This is a genomic window from Metabacillus endolithicus, assembly GCF_023078335.1.
Taxonomy (GTDB): Bacteria; Bacillota; Bacilli; order Bacillales; family Bacillaceae; genus Metabacillus; species Metabacillus endolithicus.
This window is the reverse complement of sequence record NZ_CP095550.1, coordinates 4,919,969-4,941,855: the sequence shown is the minus strand read 5'-3', so window position 1 is coordinate 4,941,855 and position 21,887 is coordinate 4,919,969. Positions and strand designations below refer to the sequence as shown.

At 34.7% G+C, this 21,887-nt stretch carries 26 protein-coding genes and 3 pseudogenes; 8 read left to right on the top strand and 21 right to left on the bottom strand.

Translation table 11 applies throughout. The annotated features are described in order from the left end of the window. Positions 1–45: 45 nt before the first annotated feature. The 7 genes and pseudogenes from hutP to MVE64_RS25140 form a co-directional block, all read right to left on the bottom strand. Positions 46–490 (bottom strand): annotated as a pseudogene (gene hutP, locus MVE64_RS25165) (histidine utilization transcription antiterminator HutP). Between the two features lie 165 nt (positions 491–655). Next, entirely contained in the window at positions 656–1,633 is a 978-nt protein-coding gene (locus tag MVE64_RS25160; protein ID WP_247342210.1) for an aromatic ring-hydroxylating dioxygenase subunit alpha, read from the bottom strand. A gap of 19 nt (positions 1,634–1,652) precedes the next feature. Beyond that, positions 1,653–2,789, bottom strand: a complete 1,137-nt coding sequence (locus MVE64_RS25155) for a BMP family ABC transporter substrate-binding protein (RefSeq protein ID WP_247342208.1) — start codon at positions 2,787–2,789, stop codon at positions 1,653–1,655. Positions 2,790–2,861: 72 nt separating this feature from the next. Beyond that, complete coding sequence (locus MVE64_RS25150; protein WP_247342205.1) at positions 2,862–3,791, bottom strand: ABC transporter permease; 930 nt, start codon at positions 3,789–3,791, stop codon at positions 2,862–2,864. Positions 3,792–3,850: 59 nt separating this feature from the next. After that, on the bottom strand, positions 3,851–4,177 hold the full coding sequence (locus tag MVE64_RS27650; RefSeq protein ID WP_281730518.1) for an ABC transporter permease subunit: 327 nt from the start codon (positions 4,175–4,177) through the stop codon (positions 3,851–3,853). Positions 4,178–4,229: 52 nt separating this feature from the next. Then, a complete protein-coding gene (locus tag MVE64_RS27645) occupies positions 4,230–4,958 on the bottom strand; it encodes an ABC transporter permease (RefSeq protein ID WP_281730424.1) in 729 nt (242 codons plus the stop codon). After that, complete coding sequence (locus tag MVE64_RS25140) at positions 4,955–6,496, bottom strand: ABC transporter ATP-binding protein (RefSeq protein WP_345740727.1); 1,542 nt, start codon at positions 6,494–6,496, stop codon at positions 4,955–4,957. Before MVE64_RS25140 ends, MVE64_RS27645 begins: the two co-directional genes overlap by 4 nt. A gap of 245 nt (positions 6,497–6,741) precedes the next feature. On the opposite strand from MVE64_RS25140, the gene ndk reads away from it, so the two are divergent. After that, positions 6,742–7,197 (top strand): nucleoside-diphosphate kinase, encoded by a 456-nt coding sequence (ndk, locus tag MVE64_RS25135; protein ID WP_098797015.1) that lies wholly within the window; start codon positions 6,742–6,744, stop codon positions 7,195–7,197. A gap of 141 nt (positions 7,198–7,338) precedes the next feature. Then, entirely contained in the window at positions 7,339–8,631 is a 1,293-nt protein-coding gene (locus tag MVE64_RS25130; protein WP_247342203.1) for an APC family permease, read from the top strand. 34 nt (positions 8,632–8,665) lie between these two features. On the opposite strand, the gene MVE64_RS25125 is transcribed toward MVE64_RS25130, so the two are convergent. Beyond that, positions 8,666–9,247: a YitT family protein gene (locus MVE64_RS25125; RefSeq protein ID WP_247342201.1), complete on the bottom strand. Its 582-nt coding sequence runs from the start codon at positions 9,245–9,247 to the stop codon at positions 8,666–8,668. Positions 9,248–9,494: 247 nt separating this feature from the next. Between MVE64_RS25125 and MVE64_RS25120 the strand changes: the two genes are divergently transcribed. Beyond that, the gene (locus MVE64_RS25120; protein ID WP_247342199.1) at positions 9,495–9,878 is read left to right on the top strand and encodes a GtrA family protein; all 384 of its coding nucleotides are present in this window, start codon (positions 9,495–9,497) and stop codon (positions 9,876–9,878) included. Positions 9,879–9,955: 77 nt separating this feature from the next. Here the strand turns inward: MVE64_RS25120 and MVE64_RS25115 are convergent, their stop codons facing one another. The 6 genes from MVE64_RS25115 to MVE64_RS25090 all read right to left on the bottom strand — a co-directional run bounded on the left by MVE64_RS25115 (position 9,956) and on the right by MVE64_RS25090 (position 14,152). After that, the gene (locus MVE64_RS25115; RefSeq protein WP_247342196.1) at positions 9,956–10,312 is read right to left on the bottom strand and encodes a DUF4181 domain-containing protein; all 357 of its coding nucleotides are present in this window, start codon (positions 10,310–10,312) and stop codon (positions 9,956–9,958) included. Between the two features lie 177 nt (positions 10,313–10,489). After that, a complete protein-coding gene (locus tag MVE64_RS25110) occupies positions 10,490–11,653 on the bottom strand; it encodes a sensor domain-containing diguanylate cyclase (RefSeq protein WP_247342194.1) in 1,164 nt (387 codons plus the stop codon). Positions 11,654–11,697: 44 nt separating this feature from the next. After that, positions 11,698–12,066 (bottom strand): hypothetical protein, encoded by a 369-nt coding sequence (locus MVE64_RS25105; RefSeq protein WP_247342191.1) that lies wholly within the window; start codon positions 12,064–12,066, stop codon positions 11,698–11,700. Positions 12,067–12,268: 202 nt separating this feature from the next. Continuing rightward, on the bottom strand, positions 12,269–12,796 hold the full coding sequence (locus MVE64_RS25100; protein WP_379049884.1) for a DinB family protein: 528 nt from the start codon (positions 12,794–12,796) through the stop codon (positions 12,269–12,271). 13 nt (positions 12,797–12,809) lie between these two features. Next, positions 12,810–13,532 (bottom strand): DUF2161 domain-containing phosphodiesterase, encoded by a 723-nt coding sequence (locus tag MVE64_RS25095; RefSeq protein WP_247342189.1) that lies wholly within the window; start codon positions 13,530–13,532, stop codon positions 12,810–12,812. Between the two features lie 122 nt (positions 13,533–13,654). Then, complete coding sequence (locus MVE64_RS25090; protein ID WP_247342186.1) at positions 13,655–14,152, bottom strand: GNAT family N-acetyltransferase; 498 nt, start codon at positions 14,150–14,152, stop codon at positions 13,655–13,657. A gap of 154 nt (positions 14,153–14,306) precedes the next feature. On the opposite strand from MVE64_RS25090, the gene MVE64_RS25085 reads away from it, so the two are divergent. Further along, entirely contained in the window at positions 14,307–14,786 is a 480-nt protein-coding gene (locus MVE64_RS25085) for a hypothetical protein (protein WP_247342184.1), read from the top strand. Between the two features lies 1 nt (position 14,787). Next, positions 14,788–15,150, top strand: a complete 363-nt coding sequence (locus tag MVE64_RS25080) for a hypothetical protein (protein WP_247342183.1) — start codon at positions 14,788–14,790, stop codon at positions 15,148–15,150. 84 nt (positions 15,151–15,234) lie between these two features. Here the strand turns inward: MVE64_RS25080 and MVE64_RS25075 are convergent, their stop codons facing one another. Beyond that, positions 15,235–15,384, bottom strand: a complete 150-nt coding sequence (locus MVE64_RS25075) for a hypothetical protein (protein WP_247342181.1) — start codon at positions 15,382–15,384, stop codon at positions 15,235–15,237. A gap of 84 nt (positions 15,385–15,468) precedes the next feature. Further along, positions 15,469–15,654, bottom strand: a complete 186-nt coding sequence (locus tag MVE64_RS25070) for an alpha/beta-type small acid-soluble spore protein (protein ID WP_247342178.1) — start codon at positions 15,652–15,654, stop codon at positions 15,469–15,471. A gap of 280 nt (positions 15,655–15,934) precedes the next feature. Here MVE64_RS25070 and MVE64_RS25065 point away from each other — a divergent pair, with 280 nt between their 5' ends. Continuing rightward, a complete protein-coding gene (locus MVE64_RS25065) occupies positions 15,935–16,495 on the top strand; it encodes a hypothetical protein (protein ID WP_247342175.1) in 561 nt (186 codons plus the stop codon). 12 nt (positions 16,496–16,507) lie between these two features. On the opposite strand, the gene MVE64_RS25060 is transcribed toward MVE64_RS25065, so the two are convergent. Both MVE64_RS25060 and MVE64_RS25055 read right to left on the bottom strand, forming a co-directional pair. Next, positions 16,508–16,966, bottom strand: a complete 459-nt coding sequence (locus MVE64_RS25060; RefSeq protein WP_247342173.1) for a GNAT family N-acetyltransferase — start codon at positions 16,964–16,966, stop codon at positions 16,508–16,510. 55 nt (positions 16,967–17,021) lie between these two features. Next, a complete protein-coding gene (locus MVE64_RS25055) occupies positions 17,022–17,543 on the bottom strand; it encodes a DinB family protein (protein ID WP_247342170.1) in 522 nt (173 codons plus the stop codon). 112 nt (positions 17,544–17,655) lie between these two features. Between MVE64_RS25055 and MVE64_RS25050 the strand changes: the two are divergent. Continuing rightward, a pseudogene (locus tag MVE64_RS25050) lies at positions 17,656–18,212 on the top strand (hypothetical protein). A 178-nt stretch (positions 18,213–18,390) separates the two neighbouring features. Here MVE64_RS25050 and MVE64_RS25045 read toward each other — a convergent pair. Next, positions 18,391–19,032: a DUF421 domain-containing protein gene (locus MVE64_RS25045; protein WP_247342167.1), complete on the bottom strand. Its 642-nt coding sequence runs from the start codon at positions 19,030–19,032 to the stop codon at positions 18,391–18,393. A gap of 78 nt (positions 19,033–19,110) precedes the next feature. Further along, the gene (locus MVE64_RS25040) at positions 19,111–19,581 is read right to left on the bottom strand and encodes a DinB family protein (protein WP_247342165.1); all 471 of its coding nucleotides are present in this window, start codon (positions 19,579–19,581) and stop codon (positions 19,111–19,113) included. Positions 19,582–19,643: 62 nt separating this feature from the next. Between MVE64_RS25040 and MVE64_RS25035 the strand changes: the two genes are divergently transcribed. Beyond that, entirely contained in the window at positions 19,644–20,114 is a 471-nt protein-coding gene (locus tag MVE64_RS25035) for a nucleoside deaminase (RefSeq protein ID WP_247342163.1), read from the top strand. Between the two features lie 345 nt (positions 20,115–20,459). On the opposite strand, the pseudogene MVE64_RS25030 reads toward MVE64_RS25035, so the two are convergent. After that, positions 20,460–21,877, bottom strand: a pseudogene (locus tag MVE64_RS25030) (aldehyde dehydrogenase family protein); the annotation flags it as partial. Positions 21,878–21,887: the final 10 nt, after the last annotated feature.

Below are 21,887 nucleotides of genomic sequence, written 5' to 3'. Positions count from 1 at the left end.
GATTTCATGATATAGCCCCCTGCTTATCTATTAACTATGGGCACTTTATATATGATTAATACCAAGGCCAATCGTTTCATGCTCAGAGCCTTTTACTGGAGCACCAATTGTTCCATACAGTGCTACAGCAATCCAATCTCCTTCTTGATCATGATCATATGGATTGCCACGTAAAACCGCGAAAGAAAGTCCAACGGTTCGTAACACTGAACCTAACTGTACTTGACCTCGGGTTACACCATGTAAGGCTTCCATAATTGCATGATATAATGCATGTGATTCACGATAAACATCAGACTGTATAATGCCATTTTTCTTTGCTGCTGTTTCAATAGATGCAACGACTTTATTCGCCTCCATCGAACCCACTTTTCCCAAACAAATTTCTCCATTTGTTTTGTTGAAGGAATTGAAGCTGTTCGTTAGGATCTTCGGATAACAACAGCATAATTGCATTTCGTCCAATTAATCGATTTTTACTTAATGCCATAATAACAACTCTTTCTTTTCATCTAATGTCTAGTATCTAAAATTATCATATGCATGTGTTTGTTCTTTGAGTACTATATTTTTAGAAGAAACAAAAAAATAATAGAGTAAGAGGATATCTATATACGAAAAAAGAAAGGCTAACACAGCCTTCCTTCATTTATCGCTATGCAGTTCCAAATGATAATCCTACTTCTTTTAACATTTTTCTATAGGCAATACTAACTCTATCGCTTTTTAAGTGTAGCTCAGCTTGCAGATCTAGTGGAAGTAACTCTGGTTTTTGATTTTCTACAATGATCTTGTCTTGCTCGATTAAAAGATCTTGGAAATCTACAAATACTTTTTCGTCTTCTTCTAACGCATAATTGCGTTCCATAATCATAAATGCTTTACTTTTTTCTTCATTTACTGGCGAAACGATAAGATAAAGATCAAAAAACTCTTCAGAATGATCAATTCTTTTTGTAAAGCCTGCACAAAGTGGATGGAAAACTTTATACGTGTATTTTGCATGCACACCATGCCCTCTTCCATCTGGATCTGGTTGATAAATATCGATTTCATCAGAAACTAGAACTCCATCTTGCTCATGCACCTCATAATCACCAATTTCAGGAAACTGACTATCTCCAAGAAGTCCTTCATGAACGAACATAAGATGTGAAACGTCTAGGAAATTTTCAACAACCCGTGGCCCTGCTGCATTGATTTCATAAGGTCCCATTTCAACACGAACCAATTCATTGCCCACATTCTCTTCACCAATAGCGGGGGGATGTTCTGGTTGACCCAAGCTAACCCATACTAACCCGGCTTCTTCAACACAATGATAAGTAATGGCTTTTGCCTTTCTTGGTATCGCCTTTCCTTTTGGCATTGCCGGGATTTTTGTGCATGTTCCACACGTACTATAGGTCCACCCATGATATGGACAAACGATTGTATCATTCATTACTTTTCCTAATGAAAGGGGTACTCCTCGGTGTATACATAAATCTTTAAAAGCATGCACACCTTGAGATGTACGAAATATAACAATTTTTTCACCAAGAACTTCAGCAGCCTTTGGAAGATCAACTAACTCTTTCGATAATAGGACTGGATGCCATTGATGAAACAAAACAGGATCTTTCACTTGCATGACATGTCATCCTTTCCGTTTATTCTGGAATCGTTCCTTTTACTCCTTTAACAAACCAGTTCATACTAAGAATGTCTTCAAGAGGAATGATTTCTCCCTCCGCAAGCTTGAGTTCACCTGTCTGATCATAAATCGGACCACTAAATACCTCATAAGTTTCATCAATGATTTCTTGTTTTTTTGTATTAACAGCATTTTGCACATCTTGTGGTACATTTTTACCGAATGGAGCTAAATCAACCATTCCTTCTTTTAACCCTCCATAATAGGAATTCGTTTCCCATGTCCCATCTATTACACTTTGAACAACGTCAACATAATAAGGTCCCCAATTAAGAGTTGGATTCGTTACATAAGTCTCAGGTGCGTATTTGTTCATGTCAGAGTCATTCCCCATTCCCCAAACGCCTCGTTCAGCAGCAGCTTGGATACCCGCTGGTGAATCTTGGTAGTTTGCTAGAACGTCAACACCTTCATCTAATAATGTAACAGCTGCCTGTCTTTCGGTTGCAGGATCAAACCACGTATTACTCCAAACAACTGACACTTCAATATCAGGATTCACACTTTGTGCACCTAATGTGAAAGCATTAATCGTGTAAATAACCTCTGGTATTGGGAAAGCACCAACATAACCAATTTTATTGTTTTCCGTTAACTTTCCAGCAGCAATCCCAGCTAAATATCCAGGCTGATACCCTTTCCCTTGGTATGTACCCAGGTTTTCAGAGGTTTTATAACCAGTTGCATGCATAAACACAACATCAGGATATTTTTTAGCTACATTCACAGTTGGATCCATATACCCAAAGCTTGTTGTAAAAATGATGTTATGATCTTGAGCTAGTTCTTCAATAACACGTTCAGCATCAGGACCCTCCGGAACATTTTCTACTGTTGTCGAGGTAATACCAAATGTTTCATCAACCATTTGTCTTCCTTTATCATGCTCGAACGTCCAACCACCATCACCAGGTACACCAATATAAACAAATGCTACTTTTGGTAATGCTTCTGTTCCTGATTCTGTTATTGTTGCTTCTGTTTCTTCTTCTGTTGCCTCAGGTTCAGCAGGCTGTGAAGACTCCTGAGAACAAGCAACCATAACCATGAACATCATGATCAAAACAAATAAGCCCATTATTTTTTTCTTCAACTCAATATCCCCCTTATATTTAAAAAATCTACTCAATAACCTGTTACACCACCTCCTTAAGTGATGTGATCATTAAAATCGTTGCTCACGGAAATATGGAACTCCTAATGCCTTTGGTTCAATCGGAGGTTTGTTTCTATTTTTCCATCCAACAAACATTAAGACGACAATCGTTGCAATATAAGGAATCATTTTTAGAAAATAAGAGGGAACCGGTATTTCAAATAGTTGAATACGAAAACCAAGTGCATCAAGGCCCCCGAAAAAATAGGCGCAGAATAATGCGTAGATAGGATTCCAGCGAGCAAAGATAATTAAAGCAATTGCAATCCACCCTCTTCCAGCTGTCATTCCTTCTATCCAGTTAGGCGAATAGGCCATGATGAGATAAAATCCTGATAGTCCCATGAGCATCGAGCCGAAAATAACGTGAAAATAACGAAAACCTGTTACTGAAATTCCCATCACATCTGTAGTTGAAGGACTATCACCAACCGCTTTCAAATGAAGTCCCCATGAAGTTTTGAACATATATAAATAAAGAACAATCGTTAACACGATACTCATCCAAATGAAAAGATCGAGGGTTGAAAACACCTTACCGATCACAGGGATGAACTCCAGCCAACTTAACTCCACCTTTGGAACGGATACCGGTAACGCAATTCCCGCTACAGATTTACCTAAATACGCACTGAGTCCCGTACCGAATAAAGTGATTGCTAACCCACTCACGATTTGATTAGCACCTAAACTAATACTTAAAAATGCATGAATCAGTCCGAGGAATCCTGAGGCTAATAAGCAGGCAAGAAATGTTACGAACAAGCTTTCGGTTTCAATAAAAACAATACATGACATGACTGCCCCAATTAGCATAATGCCTTCAGTACCAAGATGAATGACTCCTGCTTTTTCACTTAAAATTCCTCCTAGTACCGCAAACAGCAATGGTGTACCAGATGATATGGCTGCTGTTAAGAGCAAAATGAAAACATCCATTGTCGTGCCTCTCTTCCTAGTTTTTTCAAATAAACGTAAAATCACGGTTATCTTGTTTCCTACTTTTTCACACGAAATTTGCTAAGCATTTCTCCACCAATTATGCAAAATAAAATGGCACCTTGAAGCATTAGAGACATAGAAGATGGTAGGCCAATGGTTTGAACACTATAACCACCGACTATTAATCCACCAATAAAAATCGATGAAACAATCATTGCCCATGGATTTAATCTGGCTAGCCATGCAACGATAATAGCTGTGTATCCATAACCTGGTGAAATACCATACATGAGCCTTCCTGCAACACCGGATACCTCAATCATTCCAGCCAGGCCTGCCATACCACCGCTAATCATCATAACTAGAAGAATGTGTTTATTAATCTTGATACCGGCATATTTAGCCGCTGATGGGTTAGCTCCAAGTACTCTTAATTCATAAATAACGAGTTTTTAAAATAAAAAATGCAAATATAATAACCGCAATTATTGCGAACAATACTCCAATATGAAGTCGAGTATCACCTATTGTGGCTAGTAATTGTGAAGGTAAAAATATTGGAGTTCCCGGAAAATTAAAGCCCTCAGGATCTCTCCATGGTCCAAATACAAAATAATCTAATAGCAAAAGAGCGATATAGTTCAACATCAATGATGTGATTAGCTCATTGACTTGGAAATAAGTTCGAGGTAAAGCGGTTAGCAACCCCCATACAGCACCAGCTACTATTCCAACGATGACCATAAGTGGGATATAAACGATTCCAGGCAAGTTTGGGAAGTAAATGGTGATAGACGTTGCCCCAATTGCTCCTAGTAAAAATTGTCCTTCTGCACCAATATTCCAGATCGAAATTCGGTAAGCAATGGCCACACCGAGTCCACAAAGTAAAAGAGGGGTTGCTTTTACAAGTGTTTCACTTAGACCAAAAGCAGAGCCAAATGCACCTTGCAGCATTTTTCCATAAACCGTAATGGGATTCATCCCGTCGATTGCAATAAATACAGCACAAATAAGTAAAGCTATAACTATTGATAAAAGTGGTACAAACCAGCTGCTCGACTTTTTATGTGGGTCATATTCTAATCGAAAAGGCCATTCAACTTTCTTTTTTGAACCCTGTATTTCAACGGCAGTATGTTCTGCAGATGTTTTTTGGTTCATAAAACAACTCCTTCCTTCCGCTCATCCAAACCAGCCATAAGTTGGCCAATATACTCTTTTTCAGCTTTTGCCCGAGGAATGACGCCGTTCACTTTTCCGTTATATAAAACTAGAATTTTATCGGACAGTTTCATTACTTCATCTAAATCTTCCGATATTAGTAAAATAGCACCTCCTGAAATCTTAAGATTTAGCAACATCTGATGTACTGCTTCAGTAGCACCAACATCCAATCCCTGTGTTGGATGTACAGCAATCATTAATTTTGGCTCTTGATCAATTTCTCTTGCGAATAATAGCTTTTGCTGATTACCACCTGAAAGCTGTCGAACAGGACTATGTAGGTCAGCTGTTTTCACATCAAATGTTTCAACTAATTTTCTTGACCACTCACTATTTTGTTTCTTTTGGAGAAGACCCCATTTTGTACGTTTGGTTGTTCGATATGTTTTTAATAGTAAGTTATCAACTATTCCTAAGCTTCCTGCTAAACCACTTTTCATACGATCCTCAGGGATATGAGCAATTCCTTTATCTATTAAACTCTGTACGGTAGGAGAAATAAGTTGTTCCTGATTAAACATGATGGATCCGCTTTTCCAAGGGATAAAGCCTGTTAACGTTTCGGCGAGTTCCTTCTGACCATTTCCTGCAACACCAGCCACCCCGACAATTTCATGTTCATGAATCGTGAAGCTAACTTGATCAATCGAAAGCATCCCACGCTCTCCTTGAACGCAAAGATTTTGAACTTCTATAACGGGTTTTCCGCTTGACTCTGATGTAACAGTTACCCCTTTTGTACGTAATGTGCCGACCATCAATTGCGCTAACTCTTCAACAGACGTATCAGCAATATTTCGGTGAGCAATCATTTTCCCTTTACGCATAACAGAAATTCGATCTGAAACCTCCATAACTTCTTTTAGTTTGTGAGTTGTGATGATCATTGTTTTTCCATGTATTTTTAGGTTCTTCATCGTTTGAAATAATTGCTCTGCTTCAAAAGGAGTCAGAACAGATGTAGGCTCATCGAAAATGATGATGTCAGCACCCCGGTAAAGTGTTTTTACAATCTCTACACGCTGCTGCTCTCCAACGGATAATTGCCAGATTGGAACATTTGTAGGAAACTTTAGTCCATATTGCTCTGAGATTATTTTTATTTCTTCTCTCTTTTTCTTCAACCAAGAGGGTCCTCGCCATATTTGGCTCTTTTCACCAAGAATAATATTTTCAATGGCTGTTAGTGTATCAACCAAACGGAAGTTTTGATGAACCATACCAATCCCTAATTCCATTGATTCCTTTGGTGAACGAATCTGACATGTTTCACCATGTATGGCAATCGTTCCACTATCTGCTTTATAAATACCGGAAAGCATGCTCATAATGGTACTTTTCCCTGCACCATTTTCACCTAGTAAGGCATGAATCTCCCCTTTTTTGACAGAAAAGTTAACAGAATCACTGGCAACTACCGGGCCAAATTTTTTCACAATATCTTGCATTTCGATCGCTAGATGTGTTTGTATCAATGATTATCCACCTCTTACTCCAGGTAATATTTTTGGAATTTTCTAAATTATCCTTCACAAAAAAGGTTCAGTCTATGATTGTGTAGCATTATGTAACAAACTAAATAGCATTTTGTAAAAAACAGTTACAATGTGATTTTTTATTCATTCATGTTTAAGAAATTATGAAAATTCCAATAATAACTAGTAGATTTACCAGAGTCAGGTGAATTTAAATACATTTAAACGAGGTGATTCTCATGCCGATGCAGAGAACTTTTATCATGGTCAAACCTGATGGTGTGAAAAGAAAATTAATTGGAGAAATTGTTAGCCGTTTTGAACAAAAAGGATTTACTCTTTTACAAGCAGAATTTATGACAATTGATCGAGAAAAGGCTGAATACCATTATGAAGAACATAATGAGAAGCCATTTTTCGGAGAGTTAGTTGATTTTATTACATCAGCACCTGTTTTTGCGATGGTTTGGGAAGGTGAAAATATCATAGAGGTTTCTCGAACGATGATTGGGAAAACAAGTCCAACAGAAGCACTGCCAGGTACAATTCGTGGAGATTTTGCTTTTTGTAAAGAAGAAAATGTCATTCATGGATCAGATTCTCTAGAAAGTGCAGAACGGGAAATAGCAAATTTCTTTGATCCATTGAAGCTACGAGATGGAAAAGCAGATTACAATCAAAATGTGAGAAAAAGTAGTTAATATCAAGAAATAAGCCATTCATTCGTTAGACGATGGAGGGCTTATTTCTTTTCATCCTACTCACACCTTTTTTAAAGATGTTTTATCCTATTTTACAAAGGGTACGGCATTTAAAATACAATTAATAGAAAAGGTGAAAAAATGGGGAAATACAAGAAGAATAGTATTACTCTAGTGGGAGCTGTTGGATTGGGTACAGGCGTGATGATTAGCGCTGGTATCTTTGCCTTACTCGGACAAGTTGCCGAGCTTTCCGGTCAATGGTTTCCTCTTATTTTTATAATTGGCAGTATTGTCACAGGCTTTAGCTCATATTCCTACATAAAAATGAGCCAGGAATTTCCCTCAGCTGGTGGAATTGGCATGTTTTTAGTAAAAGCTTATGGCAAAGGAACAATTGCAACTGCAGCTTCACTTATGATGGCGATTTCGATGATTATAAATCAAAGTTTAGTGGCACGAACATTTGGGACATATACGCTTCAGTTATTTGAGGGTAAACAACCAAGTTGGCTTATCCCATTACTAGGTGTTGGATTAATTGTTTTTTCATTCGTTGTAAACATATCAGGAAATACATTTATCCAATCTTTTACTTCCATTGCATCGTTTGTAAAAATCTTAGGATTATCAGTGCTTGCTTTATCAGGTTTGTGGATTGTTGACTTTGCTTTACCATCTCAATCAAGTGCAGTGAACCAAGACGCAGGCACACTAAATTTGATAGCAGCTGTGTCTTTAACAATCCTTGCATTTAAGGGCTTTACGACAATTACAAACAGTGGAGCTGAAATCACAAAGCCTAGAAAAAATATTGGACTAGCAATTAGCATTTCTATTATGATCAGTCTAGTTATCTATTTACTTCTCTCTTGGGCCGTATCAAGTAACCTATCGATAGATGAAATCATAAAGGCAAAGGATTACGCACTTGCAGAAGCTGCCCGTCCAGCCTTTGGTGATTATGGTGTATGGCTAACTGTGATATTAGCCATCATTGCTACAATTACGGGAATCATAGCAAGTGTTTTTGCGGTTTCTAGGATGTTAGCCATGTTATCGGAAATGAGTCTAATTCCTAAGGCTTATTTTGGGATAAAACAATCTGTTCAAAAGAACACTTTAGTGTTAACAGTTGTTTTAGCGATCATTTTAACTGTAACACTTGACTTAACCCGTATTGCATCAATGGGTGCCATTCTTTATCTTATTATGGATATGATTGTTCATTTAGGGGTGTTAAAGCACTTACGTCACAAGGTAGGAGCCAACCCCATTATAGTAACAATTGCCTTGGTTTTAGATGGGGTTATCCTGAGTGCATTTATTTGGGTGAAAATAAAATCAGATTTATTTGTTGTGGTCGTCTCAGGAATTATTGTTACGTTACTTTTCGTTGTGGAAAAGGTTTATTTAAATAGAAAAAGCAAATGATGCCTATTTAAAAGGTTTCATTTGCTTATTAAACTTACGCTTCCTTTATAGATTTTGATGAAACAATTGTTGTTGTTAATCCAACGAATACGATGGTAACACAAGACAAAATCAATGTTTCACTTGAAATTAATAGACCTCCTAGCAAAATCACAACCATATCAATAAAAAAGATTAAAATGCCAACATTAACTCCAGATTTGTCAGATATAAATTGAGCAAGCAGATCTGTTCCACCAGTGCTAGTTCCGATACGAAGCATTAACCCAATACCAGAGCCAACAAATATCCCTCCAATAATTGAACTTACAATTGGTGATGCATGAACAATTCCATCCAATGGTTTTAGCAAATCAATAAAAAAAGATGAAAGTAATAAGCCATGTAAACTATTATAAAAATACTTTCTATAATAAATCCATGCAACGAGAAATATTGGTGTACTAAAAACAATGAGCATCAAACCTGTTTTTAAATTAAACAAATAGTGCAAAATTAAGCCAATCCCGATCATCCCACCATCCAGCACTTTATAAGGTGTTAAAAAAACATTGATTCCAATCGATAATAGAAGACTTCCTAACACAATAATACACACTATTTTTATCGTATTCATTCAATTCCCTCACAAACATTTGGACATGTATTAACTTTATGAGCGAATCTTTTATAATATCTGTTAAAAATAGTCGTATTTTCAAAAAACTGTTTTTACATCCTATCTTTTTGTGAGTATTGATAAAAAACCAATACTCTCAAAAAGATAATTCAAACAAAAAAGAATGGTAACCAGAATTTTTGTAAATATTTATTTCTAATAACCGATATGAATAAAGAGTAATTTTAATGGTAAAGGTGATAGTATGATTCTAAATAGACTTTTTATTATTAAATTTATAAAATACAGTTTTGTCGGGATTATATGTACGCTCATTTATTTTCTTACTATGTTTATATTTGTGGAACTTTTCCATCAAGAACCAGTTATCGGTGCGTCGATCTCTTTTATCATCATGACTCTTTTTTCATACCTATTAAATAAAAAATATACATTTGGTGGAAAGTACTCTCATCAACAATTACTGCGATTTCTTGTTGTGTCCATCATTGGCTTCACATTAAATTTTATAATTATCTTTACAGTTGTTCATGTTCTATCGTTTCATTATGCTATTGGAGAAATTGTGACAGTCTTAGTAATCCCACTCATAAATTTCACTTTAAATAATATTTGGACATTTAAATAGTGCATATAAAAAAACCTGGAAGGTAAGTTGATTTCCATCCAGGTTTTTATTATTTTCTTGCCATCTAGATGCATATTTTACACAGCAGTTATACCTAAAGTATATAAAACCCCTAATAAAATACAAGCTCCAGTACCTAGCCACGTGAATATATATTCTCTATTTTCCTTATCAAACTTCCATTCCTGCATACCATGAAGAAAGCTCGTGATGGCTAAATAGATAAAAACTACTACAATCATGTCCATAAAAGACAGAAAAATATTTACTAAAAGAAACAGTAAAAAGGCTATAAAAAGCCATCTATCAATATTTTTAAATATTAAATCATGATGCTCAAACTTTTTAAAAGCCTTTTTTAATTTGATACCTAAAATATACCTTAAAAGAAGATCTAAGATGAACCAGGAGATAAAAATAGCAACAACAATCATGATAGCCACCTAATTTCTTAATAAATGCAATGTATCAAAAAGTATTCGTTATATTAAAAAAATTATCTCCTAATTTAAACCCACTTTCAATAGTAATATTTGTTTTGATAAACCCTAATCAAAAGAAAAACAGGCTGTTGAACACACAGCCTTAGATAAGAATTTTAATGAAGTCATTTATAAGTTTTCATTCCAAATAGTCGTCCTATTTTTCCCTTGTGATTTTGACACATATAAAGCTTGGTCGGCTAAGTCGAATAATTTATTCTGTTGTTTTGTGTGTGATGGAAATTCGGCTATGCCTATAGATATTGTAATGTGTTTTCCGGTTGGAGAAACATTATTTTCTACGCATATACGAATTTTCTCCGCAATTGAGTATGCAGTAGTTGATGAAACATCTGGAATTAATAGAACAAACTCTTCCCCGCCGTATCGAAACAGCAAATCGTTTTTTCTAATCATCATTTGTACATATTTCACTAAAAATTGTAGTACTTGATCTCCAGTTTGGTGTCCAAACGTATCATTCACCTTTTTAAAATTATCAATATCAAAAGCGATGAGTGTAAAAGGCTTGTTTTTTGTTACCCATTCTTTCATAACCTCGTCAAGCAGGCGGCGATTTGAAGTATTTGTTAGAGAATCGGTTGTTGCTTCGTATGAAAGCTGTTGATGTTTATCTTGCATGCCTTCTATCGCCATTGTCACACTTTTTGTTAATAAGTCAGCTTCTCTATTCCAATGAGATTTCATTTCAGGAATACTCACTAATTTACCCGTAGAGATTTGGTTTACTACGTTAGAAAGATCAAAAAACGGCTTTGCTAATTTTCTAGCAATAAAAATTGAAAGTGCAAGTAAACTAACAAAAGGGATAAGAATATATATTAGTAATTTTTTTATGTGATCATACAATGATTCATAGATAAAAGTAACAGGTGTTTGCTGAACAACTCCCCACCCTGTTTCTGGAACAACACTGTATGCCGCTAACATCGTGACGCCTTTTGTATTTGTGACAATTTCCTTTCCGCTTTTACCTTGCATTATTTTACCGATAATAGGATTTCCTGATACATCTTCGCCAATTCGTTTTTTGTCAGGATGAAATAAAATCTTCCCTTCTGGCCCAACAACATAATAATAAGAGCCGTTTTCATCAATGATATCGTTGCCAAGAATCTCGTTAAGCACGTTTTGTTCCTGAAGATAAATAGATCCCCCGATCATTCCTTTAAAGTGATTATTCTGATCATATAAAGGATGTGCAAGCAGGACAATTAAACGTCCAGAAGGAGCAATATATGGCTGAGATACCGTTTGCCTTTTTGAATCCACAATATTTCTTGTCTCACCAGAACTAAGAATTTCACCTCTAAGACCTACCGAAATAGGTATATACTCCTAACAACACCACTTTCATCAATCCAAGATAAAGAATTGAAGTATCTACTGTTATTACGTAAAAGCTCAAAGTAATCTTGAATTTCATCATCTTTAAAATCATCGTTTTCAGACAAAAAAGTTGCTGTTTCTTCTAAGCTCATTCTCATTGACTTAAACAGCGAATCAACCGATCTACTCATCTTACTCGACTTTGAGTAATTAAGATTAAGATAGGCGTTTGTCAGGGATTCTTTTTCAGATTGATAGGATGCTATCAATAATATAACTGTCGTTAAAATAACAGAACCAGCTACAAGTCCTGTTAATAAAGTTGAAAGTCTAACTTTTCTATTTTTAATTTTCATAATAACTCCAATACATGAAAGAAACCTGTTGTAGGTATAGTTTATTACGTTAAAGAGAGTAAATAAATAGGGGCTCATTCCTATAAGGAACTTGTTCCTACTCTAACTATAAAATATATCACTTTACAACTTTTTAAAATGTGATTTTTATCACTGCAAAAACCAGCTTGAAAAAGAAACTCAAGCTGGAACCATAAAAAATCTACCCAATAAATCTTTTTCGAATCATTCTTATTTGTCCACGATGGTTTAATTCATCCTCAAAAACGTGGAACCATTTAAAATAATTATTTGCGGTCAAATTATTCCAAAAAGGAGTTGTTTCATCGAGCCAATCATCACTTCTTTGTTGGAGCTGCTTAAGTGTTTCATTCCTGCTTTTTTCGAGTCTATCAAGATAAAACTCTAAAGGATATCCCTTAATATTTTCTTGACCCTTCTTACCTAAATCCAAACCCAATTCTAGCTCTTTTTCTTCAAACTCTGTTGGTTCTCTGTTTTCAAATGTTAAAATTTGATAAATCTTCTCAACATCAGCGAAATGATACAGCAACATACCGATTGAATTACTTTGTGAATCTAGGTGAAAGTCAAGTTCCTTGATAGATAAACCATGAACAGCTCTTAATGTTGTATGTCGTGTGTAATTCATCATAGAAACTAACCGACCAATTTGCGGTGAGAATCCCTCTAGCTCACCAATATGGTATAACTTCTCGCTAAGTAACATCTATATTCCCCCATTATTCTGATTCTTTCACTTTATCTAAATAATAATCTACTAATTCAGGAAACTCTTTTATTTCAAGCTTTCCTTTGTCAGTTATGGTATAGATGCCTCTTTTCACTCGATGAAACCAACCATAAAAGTTTTTGGTTAAGATGGAGGATGTTTTTGAACCTGTTCCTAATTGTACTAACTTTTTAGGAGAGAGTTCACCGAATTCAATTAAATAGCATGCAATTTGAATGCAATTTTCTTTGTAAGCAGTCATAATTTTCGTTCGACTGCTTCCTCCAATATTATAATCAGCACTTCTTCCATTTATCTCTTTAAGTACTGAATCTCGTTTCCACTTCTGTTGTTTACGTTGTTTACTATATGTAGTTGGATGAAAAATCATCTCCATTCTCTTTCGATTTCCCGTGAAAGATACGATAATTAGACCAAGTTCCAGTCTTTTAATAAGATGACATAGGTCAGACCATCGCTTCGACCGCTTATTATAGCGTGGCTTTGGAATAGCAATATACACTTGATCGGTTAAGCGCTGCCTCTTAGTTGCTTGAATTAATAACTCAATACTTAAATTAAGCTTTAGTTCCACCACGATAAGCTCGTCATCTTTTACTGCCGCAATATCGCAATCCTTTACTTCACCATAAACGTCATATCCTTCTCGGGTAAAATAATTTTGGATTGGTTTATATAAGTCTGCTTCTTGTATTTTTTTCTTTTCAGTCATGTTGCCACCATCCAAGTGTGTTTCGGAGAGATATTTCTTTATTTAAAAGTTGTATGGCTACTTTCACTAAGTAACCAATCTGTTTGTAGCCTTTTGCATTTGCATGACAATACGCCGTTGTATTACAAATATAGTACCATAAGTTCTTCATCATAATAAGTTTCTTTAACTTTTAATGCCTTTTTATCAGTACCATATGTTTTGAAACTTAATGATTGATAAAGGTTTTTTGCTGCTATATTGCTTGATGAAACAGTTAAATAAAGTTGCTCGATTCCTTCAATAGACTTTGATTTATTAATGGCTGCTTCTACTAACTTTTTACCTATTCCCGTTTTACGGTAGCTAGTATTAACATAAACAGCGAAGATATTAGCTCTGTGTTTTAGTTTGTTTTTTGTTTCCGGCAGCAATGTAGCAATAGCAACTAATTTTTCATCAACAAATGCTCCAAATGTGAAGGAGTTTTCTGCATTTAACCTCTCTTCTACAGTAGCTATAGAATATGCGACTTCCTCCTCATAACTAGAGCTGAATGCTTCTGGATGCTCTTGTAACGCCTTTAATCTTAGACTTTTATAAGCAGCTGCGTGTTTTTTACTTAATAATCTTGTATCCATCTTTTTTCCTCTCTTTCAAGGAGATTCCATTCCATTGTACCAAATCAATCGGGTATTTCGTTATTTGAGTAAAAAAACAAATAATAACAAAAGATAAAGGTAAGAGATATTTGAGGAATCAAAATATTATATTAGTCATGAGTTGGTGATACCATTGCGCAAAGGACATTTGAATAGAAACTCTATACCATTTCTTTTATTAACAATTATTCATCTTATTATTTTTTCTCAATTACTAAAACGAAAAAGAGAATACACATGGACGCTTCTGCTATCAAATATTGGCTTTGCTTTCTTTTTTGAATACTTTGTACTGAACCTTTTTCAAGCATACACATATAAACCCTCCATCTTAAAAATAAAATATTTAGATAATATTCTTGGAGCAATTTTATCTCAAGCCTTTTATGTACCCATTACAGCAACGTTTTTAACGATTTATAAAAAGAATTGGCGGTGGAAAGTTTCCTTCATCACATACTTTTATATAGTTGAAAAATTATTTCTTCGCCTGGGAATTTATAAAACAAACTGGTGGAATCCAAAATTCACTACAGTCTTAATGCTTATGTATTTTTATATAAGCGATTATTTTTATAAACTGATTGAAAAGAGAAAAGATTGGGGCTCTTAAATTGGCTCAATATTTAACAATTGTTGTCATTGATGTGACCTTTATGTTTACGATGGCTGTTAGAAGAAAATTAAAATTTGGGGTTGGGTTGGTACATACCTGGAAGGAACATTTTATCATTGCACCTCTTTACAGTTTACTACTGAGTATTTTTTCTACCTTTATCTCTTCTAAAAGTGGAATAATTTATCGCTTCTATCATCTTTTGTACTTTTTAGTCATCGATTATTTTCTTATAAAGGTTCGCTTTGTGAAAATAAATTATAGTGCCTTTCTTCAGTTTGTTCCCTGGCACCTATTAGTTATTTATGTTTCACGTTTGGTTCATAAGGAAATATTTTCAAACTCTAAAGAAAAAACATAGTTGATATTAAAAAACCCCCATTACTCAAAAGAATAATGGGGGTTTTTCATTTATAAGTTTGGTGGGGTTAGAGTTCTAGTATAGTCATTCAGTAGCCATTTGGTGACGTCTGTTCAGCTCTTCAGTTAATTCAAGCACAACAGTTCTTAGATGTTTGTCTTTAGTTACTTTCGTTGACTTTCCTAGAATGTTATATAAATGAGCAATTTCATGATCTTTTAAAACACTAAACATTAGAAAACCTAAAATGGCATCTTTCATTCTTTAGTTGTAGTTATACATGATGTTTAATTCTAAAAGAATGATGCCTTATTCAAATTAACCTAGTTGTTGTTGCGCCATTGAAACTAGGCGTTTTGTGATTTCTCCACCAACAGATCCGTTTGCACGTGATGTTGTTTCACCGCCAAGATCTACACCAAATTCATTTGCGATTTCCACCTTCATTTGGTCAAGTGCGTGTTCAGCTCCAGGTACTACTAAGTTATTTGAGTTATTTGCCATAATCAATTCCTCCTTTGTATAGTGTACTTGTAACATTTGTCGATAGTTTGTATATTATTCATCTTTTTTAAAAATTTCTTATAAAAAATTTAAAAACCTCGTCCTGAAGATATCGTCGAGGCATAATTTTGTTTTTATATAAAAATAAATGCTAATGCTAAATAACATACATTTGTAAGGACTAGCTAAAACCTGGTTAATGACTCGAGTAGAAAAAAATGGTTTGGCAAATAATAAAAATAATAACCATTTTTAATCATGCGATAGGAGAGAACGCTCAATGTCACGTGAACAATTATTAGAAGAAATAGAATCTTTAGATGCCAAATTAACTGACCTAATTCTCGAATACTGGAAACAGTTTGGTCATTTTGGAACTTGGCAATTTTGGTTTAACGTAGTTTTCTTTTTTGTTCCATTAATTTTCACCCTGTTTTTTATTGATCGTAAAAACATCTTTAGAATCTGTTTTTATGGGTATTCTTTTCATGTAATGTTTGTTTACTTAGACGTATTTCTTACTCGTTTCAACTATTGGGATCATCCTTATTTTATGGTTCCTTATATACCCGTTAGCATTCCTGTTGATGGATCAGTTGTTCCAGTTGCATTTATGTTTGCTTATCAAATTTCAACTAATCGCAATTGTAATTTTTATATTCTTATGTTTATCACTTCGGTACTAATCACAACAATTGCTTTTATATGGCATAAACTTGGTTTGTTGCTTTTTTATAAAGGAATGAATATTTTTCATATTTTTCTTCTTGATGTAGGTATGGCTATTCTTGCGTATTGGTTTACTAATCTATTTGTCAAAATGAATCAAAGCGTAAAGTAACTAAACACATTTTTATTCAATATCCAAAGTAAAGCGCACCATATCTCTGCATTGGATACTATTTTCATATATCGGTTCATGATAATGTTTGACGAAAAAATCAAAGTCAACGCCTGTGAGTCTAAATCCACATTTTTGATAAAAGGCAATTTGATCTATGCTAGAATTTCCAGTGCCAACTTCCATTACTTTAAATAATTTTTCTCTAGCTACGGAAATAGCATGCTTTATCAATAACTTTCCAACACCTTTTCCTCGGTAATCTTCTGAAACAGAAATATTCGCTAACTCCACACAATGTGGTCTTGTTGGAAGTAGCACTAATGCTCCTATGACCATGTTCTCCTGATTTTCAGCAACAAAACACATTCCCCGGTTAAGGTAATCTTCAATTATAGATACTGAAGGATCCGCAAGTAATAATAATTCTATTGGCGGTGTTTCTTCCTTTTGTAGGGCTCTAATCTTCATTATTGAAAACTCCTTGTTTTGAGAAGATATTCTTACAATTCGCATCATTAAAAATCTATTTCTTTAATACTCCCAAATATTCCTTCCAAGGTCCAACGTCATCATAATACCTCTTTGCCATTACTCTAACGATTTGCGAAATATGTGTAAGATCATGAACAACCCAGGTTGAAAGAAGCTCTCTTATTTTGACCACACCGAAAGCGGGATGTGTTCCTTCGATATCTAGATGATGATGAGGATTAATAAGTTCTTTTAATTTTTCAATGTTTGCTTCTCTAAGTTGATTAAAAGTTAATAGTTTTTCTTCAATCGTACTTTCAGGCTTAGTCAAATGTGAAAAACGATCAAATGAAGGAAAGTGTTTGTTCTTTCCATCATGTAGAATTGATTCTAATCTAGGAATCCAATTATGTAGTTCAGCTTCAATTAAATGTTCAACAATTTCAGAAACATTCCACGTTCCTTCCCCTTCATTACAATGCAGCCATTGATCAGAAAGTCCAGATAAAAAATGCTCCAATGTTTTTGGTGTTCTCGATAATACCTCAATTGCTTCATTTAAATGAAAATTCATCATATTGCTCCTTTCTATGGATCTATTAGAATATATTTTTTAAATGTAACAAATAAAAGTAAGAAGTGCTAAAATAGTGTTAGATATTACCATTTCATAAAGAGAGGTATTTATGAATTATATAGGATGGATTATTATTGCATGCGAGGTTTCATTTTGGATTGTTATATTACTAGGGTTAACGGCACGATATTTACTGCAGTTTCAAAAACTAGGTTTTATACTGTTAGCTTCTACCCCCATTATTGACCTTTTGTTAATTATCATTACAAGCATTGATTTGTACCGCGGAGCATCAGCAACTCTTGCACATGGAATTGCTGCAGTTTATATCGGAGTTTCTCTGGCATATGGAAAAAGTATGATTAATTGGATGGACGAAAAATTCCAATTTTATATTATGAAAAAATCGTCAGCTAAGCCGTGAAACGATACGGCATTCCTTTTGCTAGGCATTATGGAAAAGGATTTATCAAGCACGTTGTCGCATTTATAATTGGTGTGGCAATCTTAGAAATGATGATCATCTTTATCCAGGATCCACAAAGAACCGAAGCACTCAATACAATGGTAAAAGTATGGTTAATCGTTTTAGCGATTGATTTATACATTACATCAAGCTATTTTATTTGGCCCAAGAAAGAAAAAACAGCAAAGAAACTCGACTAAAAAACGGAGGTATTACTCAGAATCGACCTTTCAATGCCTCTTTTCAAGTTAATATAATAAATCCCTAAGAAAACGGGAGGTCTACTTAGGGATTTATTATAAATAACAATCCTATTATACTACATATTTTTTCAAAATTAACTAAAATATTACATTTATTGATGTTTTTTACGAAAAATTATTGTAAGTGCTTTGGAGGAGCTTCTTTATGTCGTTTATGTTTCACTTCTGCAAAAATGTCCTCTTTACTTTCTGGCTGTGTATGATTGTTAATTAAGCCTAAAATTTCATTTATATGAGTAAGTTGAGCATTGCTAGGTATTAAGTTAACAATTGTTTGTTTAAAATCGTCAAAATCCTTCTTTGTAACAGGCTGCGCTTCTTGTTTTAACTCATAGCCTAATTGGCCATTTGGTTCTAAGGTTGCCCATTTTACATCGCTAATTTTGGATATACTATTTTGGCGGAGCATCATTTCAAGTTGATCTACAGATAATCTTAATTTTTTTAGGTTTTTCTCATTTAGATTTCCGTTATCAATGATAATCTTTGCTTTACCTGTGATCGCTTTTTCAAATTTGTCTGATTTCATTTGAAGAAGTTCCATAACTAAAAGAGTCCCAACTAATATTCCTCCGACTAAAAATGTCGTCCAAACATTTTTACCCGCAACAGGCTGAATAAGGAGAGAACCAATACCAACCATTAATACTGTCTCAGCTAATGTCATCTGAGAAATTGTTTTTCTTCCTGCAATTCTCAATAAAACTGTTCCAACCAGAACGATGAGAATAGCTTTCCAGATAAAATCCCATTCCATATATCACTAACCACCAATCATTATATAGTTAATGATAATTTTCCCAGATTCTTAACCAATATCCATTGTTGTTATTAGTTATTCGAATAAAGAGACGTTAAGATCCTTTTTGAAGTGATATACGAGCAGTGAATGTAGCTGCCCTCTATGGTGATAAAGATGAGCTATTATTTCTAACAGCCATTCATATCTAGAATATGTAACACCCCAATATGAAGTAGTCATTTCTAAAAGCTCGTTTTCTGTATAATTTAAAAATGCTTTTTCAAGTATTTTATAATGTTTTTCTAAAGCTTGTTGCAAATCTTCCAATGTTTCGTATGGATGAGCACTATAAAATGATGACATTTCTCCTTCTGTTGCCCCATTTAAAATAAGTAGATCAGCTTCACATAACACTGAAATATGTTCCAAAAGCTCACCAATTGAGCGTTTAGTTGCTAAAGTCTTTATATGTAAATCTTCCTCTTTCAACTGATTAATAATGTTAGATACAGAATCAAGAGCTAGCTTGATCTGATTTAATGCGCTCTTTGTATAGAAATTCATTTTGAAACTCCCTTAATCTAGTTTTATACTATATTATAATAAAGATTATAGGAGGCATACATGTGATAGATCATACTTTTTATATGAATGAAGCTTTAAAAGAAGCTGAAGAAGCAGGAAAACGCGGAGATCGGCCAATTGGGGCTGTGATCGTTCATGATGGTAAAATCATTTCGCGAGGATCTAATCGGATAAGCACATTAGAAAACGAAGTGGCACATGCTGAAATAAATGCGATCCATAGCTGTGCAGCCTATTTAAAAAAACATGCTGAAAATTGTACAATCTACACAACTGTTGAACCTTGTATGATGTGTTTAACAACTATTGTTATGGCAAATATACGACATATTGTTTTTGGTGTTAAGGATAACTATTTACAAATGGAAAACTTTATCGAATCTGTTCCTTATGTTAAAAAGAGATTGTATACATATGAAAGTGGCATTTTATCTAGTGAATCTGAACGGATTATTAAAGAATACTCGCCTTTTATGGCAGAAATTATTTTTAATGGGCGGAAACCGTTATAATTTTTGTCTTTGGCTGACTGATATTAGATTTTATCTGTGATTATGGAGATTTATCTTCGATTTCGAACGTTTTATTTTCGATTACGGAGATTTTATCTTCGATTACTGAGATTTATCTTCGATTTTAAATGTTTTATCTTCGATTATGAAAATTTACCTTCGATTTCGAACGATTTATCTTCGATTAGACAAAAATCGACACTTTTCCCGTTATCTAAAACCAAATTAAAAGAGGTCATCAGATTGACGACCTCTTACCTTCAGCAATTAATCCATATTTACCCAAACACTTTTTACTTCTGTGTAATTTTCTAACGCATAGCTTCCCATTTCACGGCCGATACCTGATTGCTTATATCCGCCAAATGGACTTGCTGCGTCAAATGCATTGTAGCAGTTTACCCATACAGTTCCTGCTTTAATACGGTGTGCAATGTAGTGTGCTTTTTTAATATCTTGTGTCCAAACACCAGCTGCTAGACCATAGTTAGAGTCATTTGCTTTGTCAACAAGATCATCTAAGTCATCATACGGCATTGCAGCAACAACCGGTCCGAAGATTTCTTCCTTTGCGATCGTCATTGAATTATTAACATCGGCGAAGATGGTAGGAGCTACGAAATAACCTTGTTCAAATGGAATATTACCTCCAGCTAGAACTTCTGCTCCTTCTTCAATTCCTTTATCAATGTATCCTTTTACACGATTTTGCTGTTGTGCTGAAATGAGAGGTCCCATTGTTGTTGCTTCTAATAATCCATTACCTTGAGAGATATCTTTTGTTAAAGATACTAAATCTGCAACAACATTATCGTATTGTTTTTTCTGTACATAAAGACGGCTACCCGCGCAGCATACTTGACCTTGGTTAAACATAATTCCCATTAAAGAACCAGGCACAGCCTTTGAAAGATCAGCATCAGGTAAGATGATATTAGGTGATTTTCCACCAAGCTCAAGTGTTACACGTTTTAATGATTCACTTGCCTGTCTCATAATTGCTTTACCAACAGCTGTTGAACCAGTGAAAGCCACTTTGTCTACTAACGGGTGATTTACTAATGGTGAACCAGCTGTTTGACCAAACCCTGGAACGATATTAACAACACCTTTAGGGAAGCCAGCTTCATTAATTAATTTCCCTAAATATAGTGCAGATAACGGTGTTTGTTCTGCCGGCTTAAGGACAATTGTACATCCTGTTGCAAGGGCAGTACAAGCTTCCAAGCAGCCATTAACAATGGGAAGTTCCAAGGAATAATCTGTCCAACTACACCAACTGCTTCATGACGTGTGTAATTAAAATAGTTTCCTTGTACAGGAATTGTTTGTCCTACGATCTTTGTAGACCATCCTGCAAAATATCGAAAATGTTCAATTGCTAACGGAATGTCAGCGTTTGCAGTTTCACGGATCGGTTTACCGTTATCTAGTGTTTCTAACTGTGCAAGCTCTACTTTATGTTCTTCAATTAAATCAGCTAATTTATAAATTAAACGACTTCTTTCAGCAGTTCCCATCTTTGACCAAGGACCATTGTCAAATGCTTCTCTAGCAGCTTTTACTGCAACATCTATATCCTCTTCTCCTGCTTCAGAAACAGATGCTAGTTTCTCACCAGTTGCAGGGTTTAATGTATCAAATGTTTTACCACTTACTGCCTCTACCCATTCTCCATTAATAAAAAGCTTTTTATCACCATTTAAAAATTCAACTAATCTAGGGCTCAATTCTAGTTCTTTTGTTCCTACGTTTTGTACCATTAAAATCTCC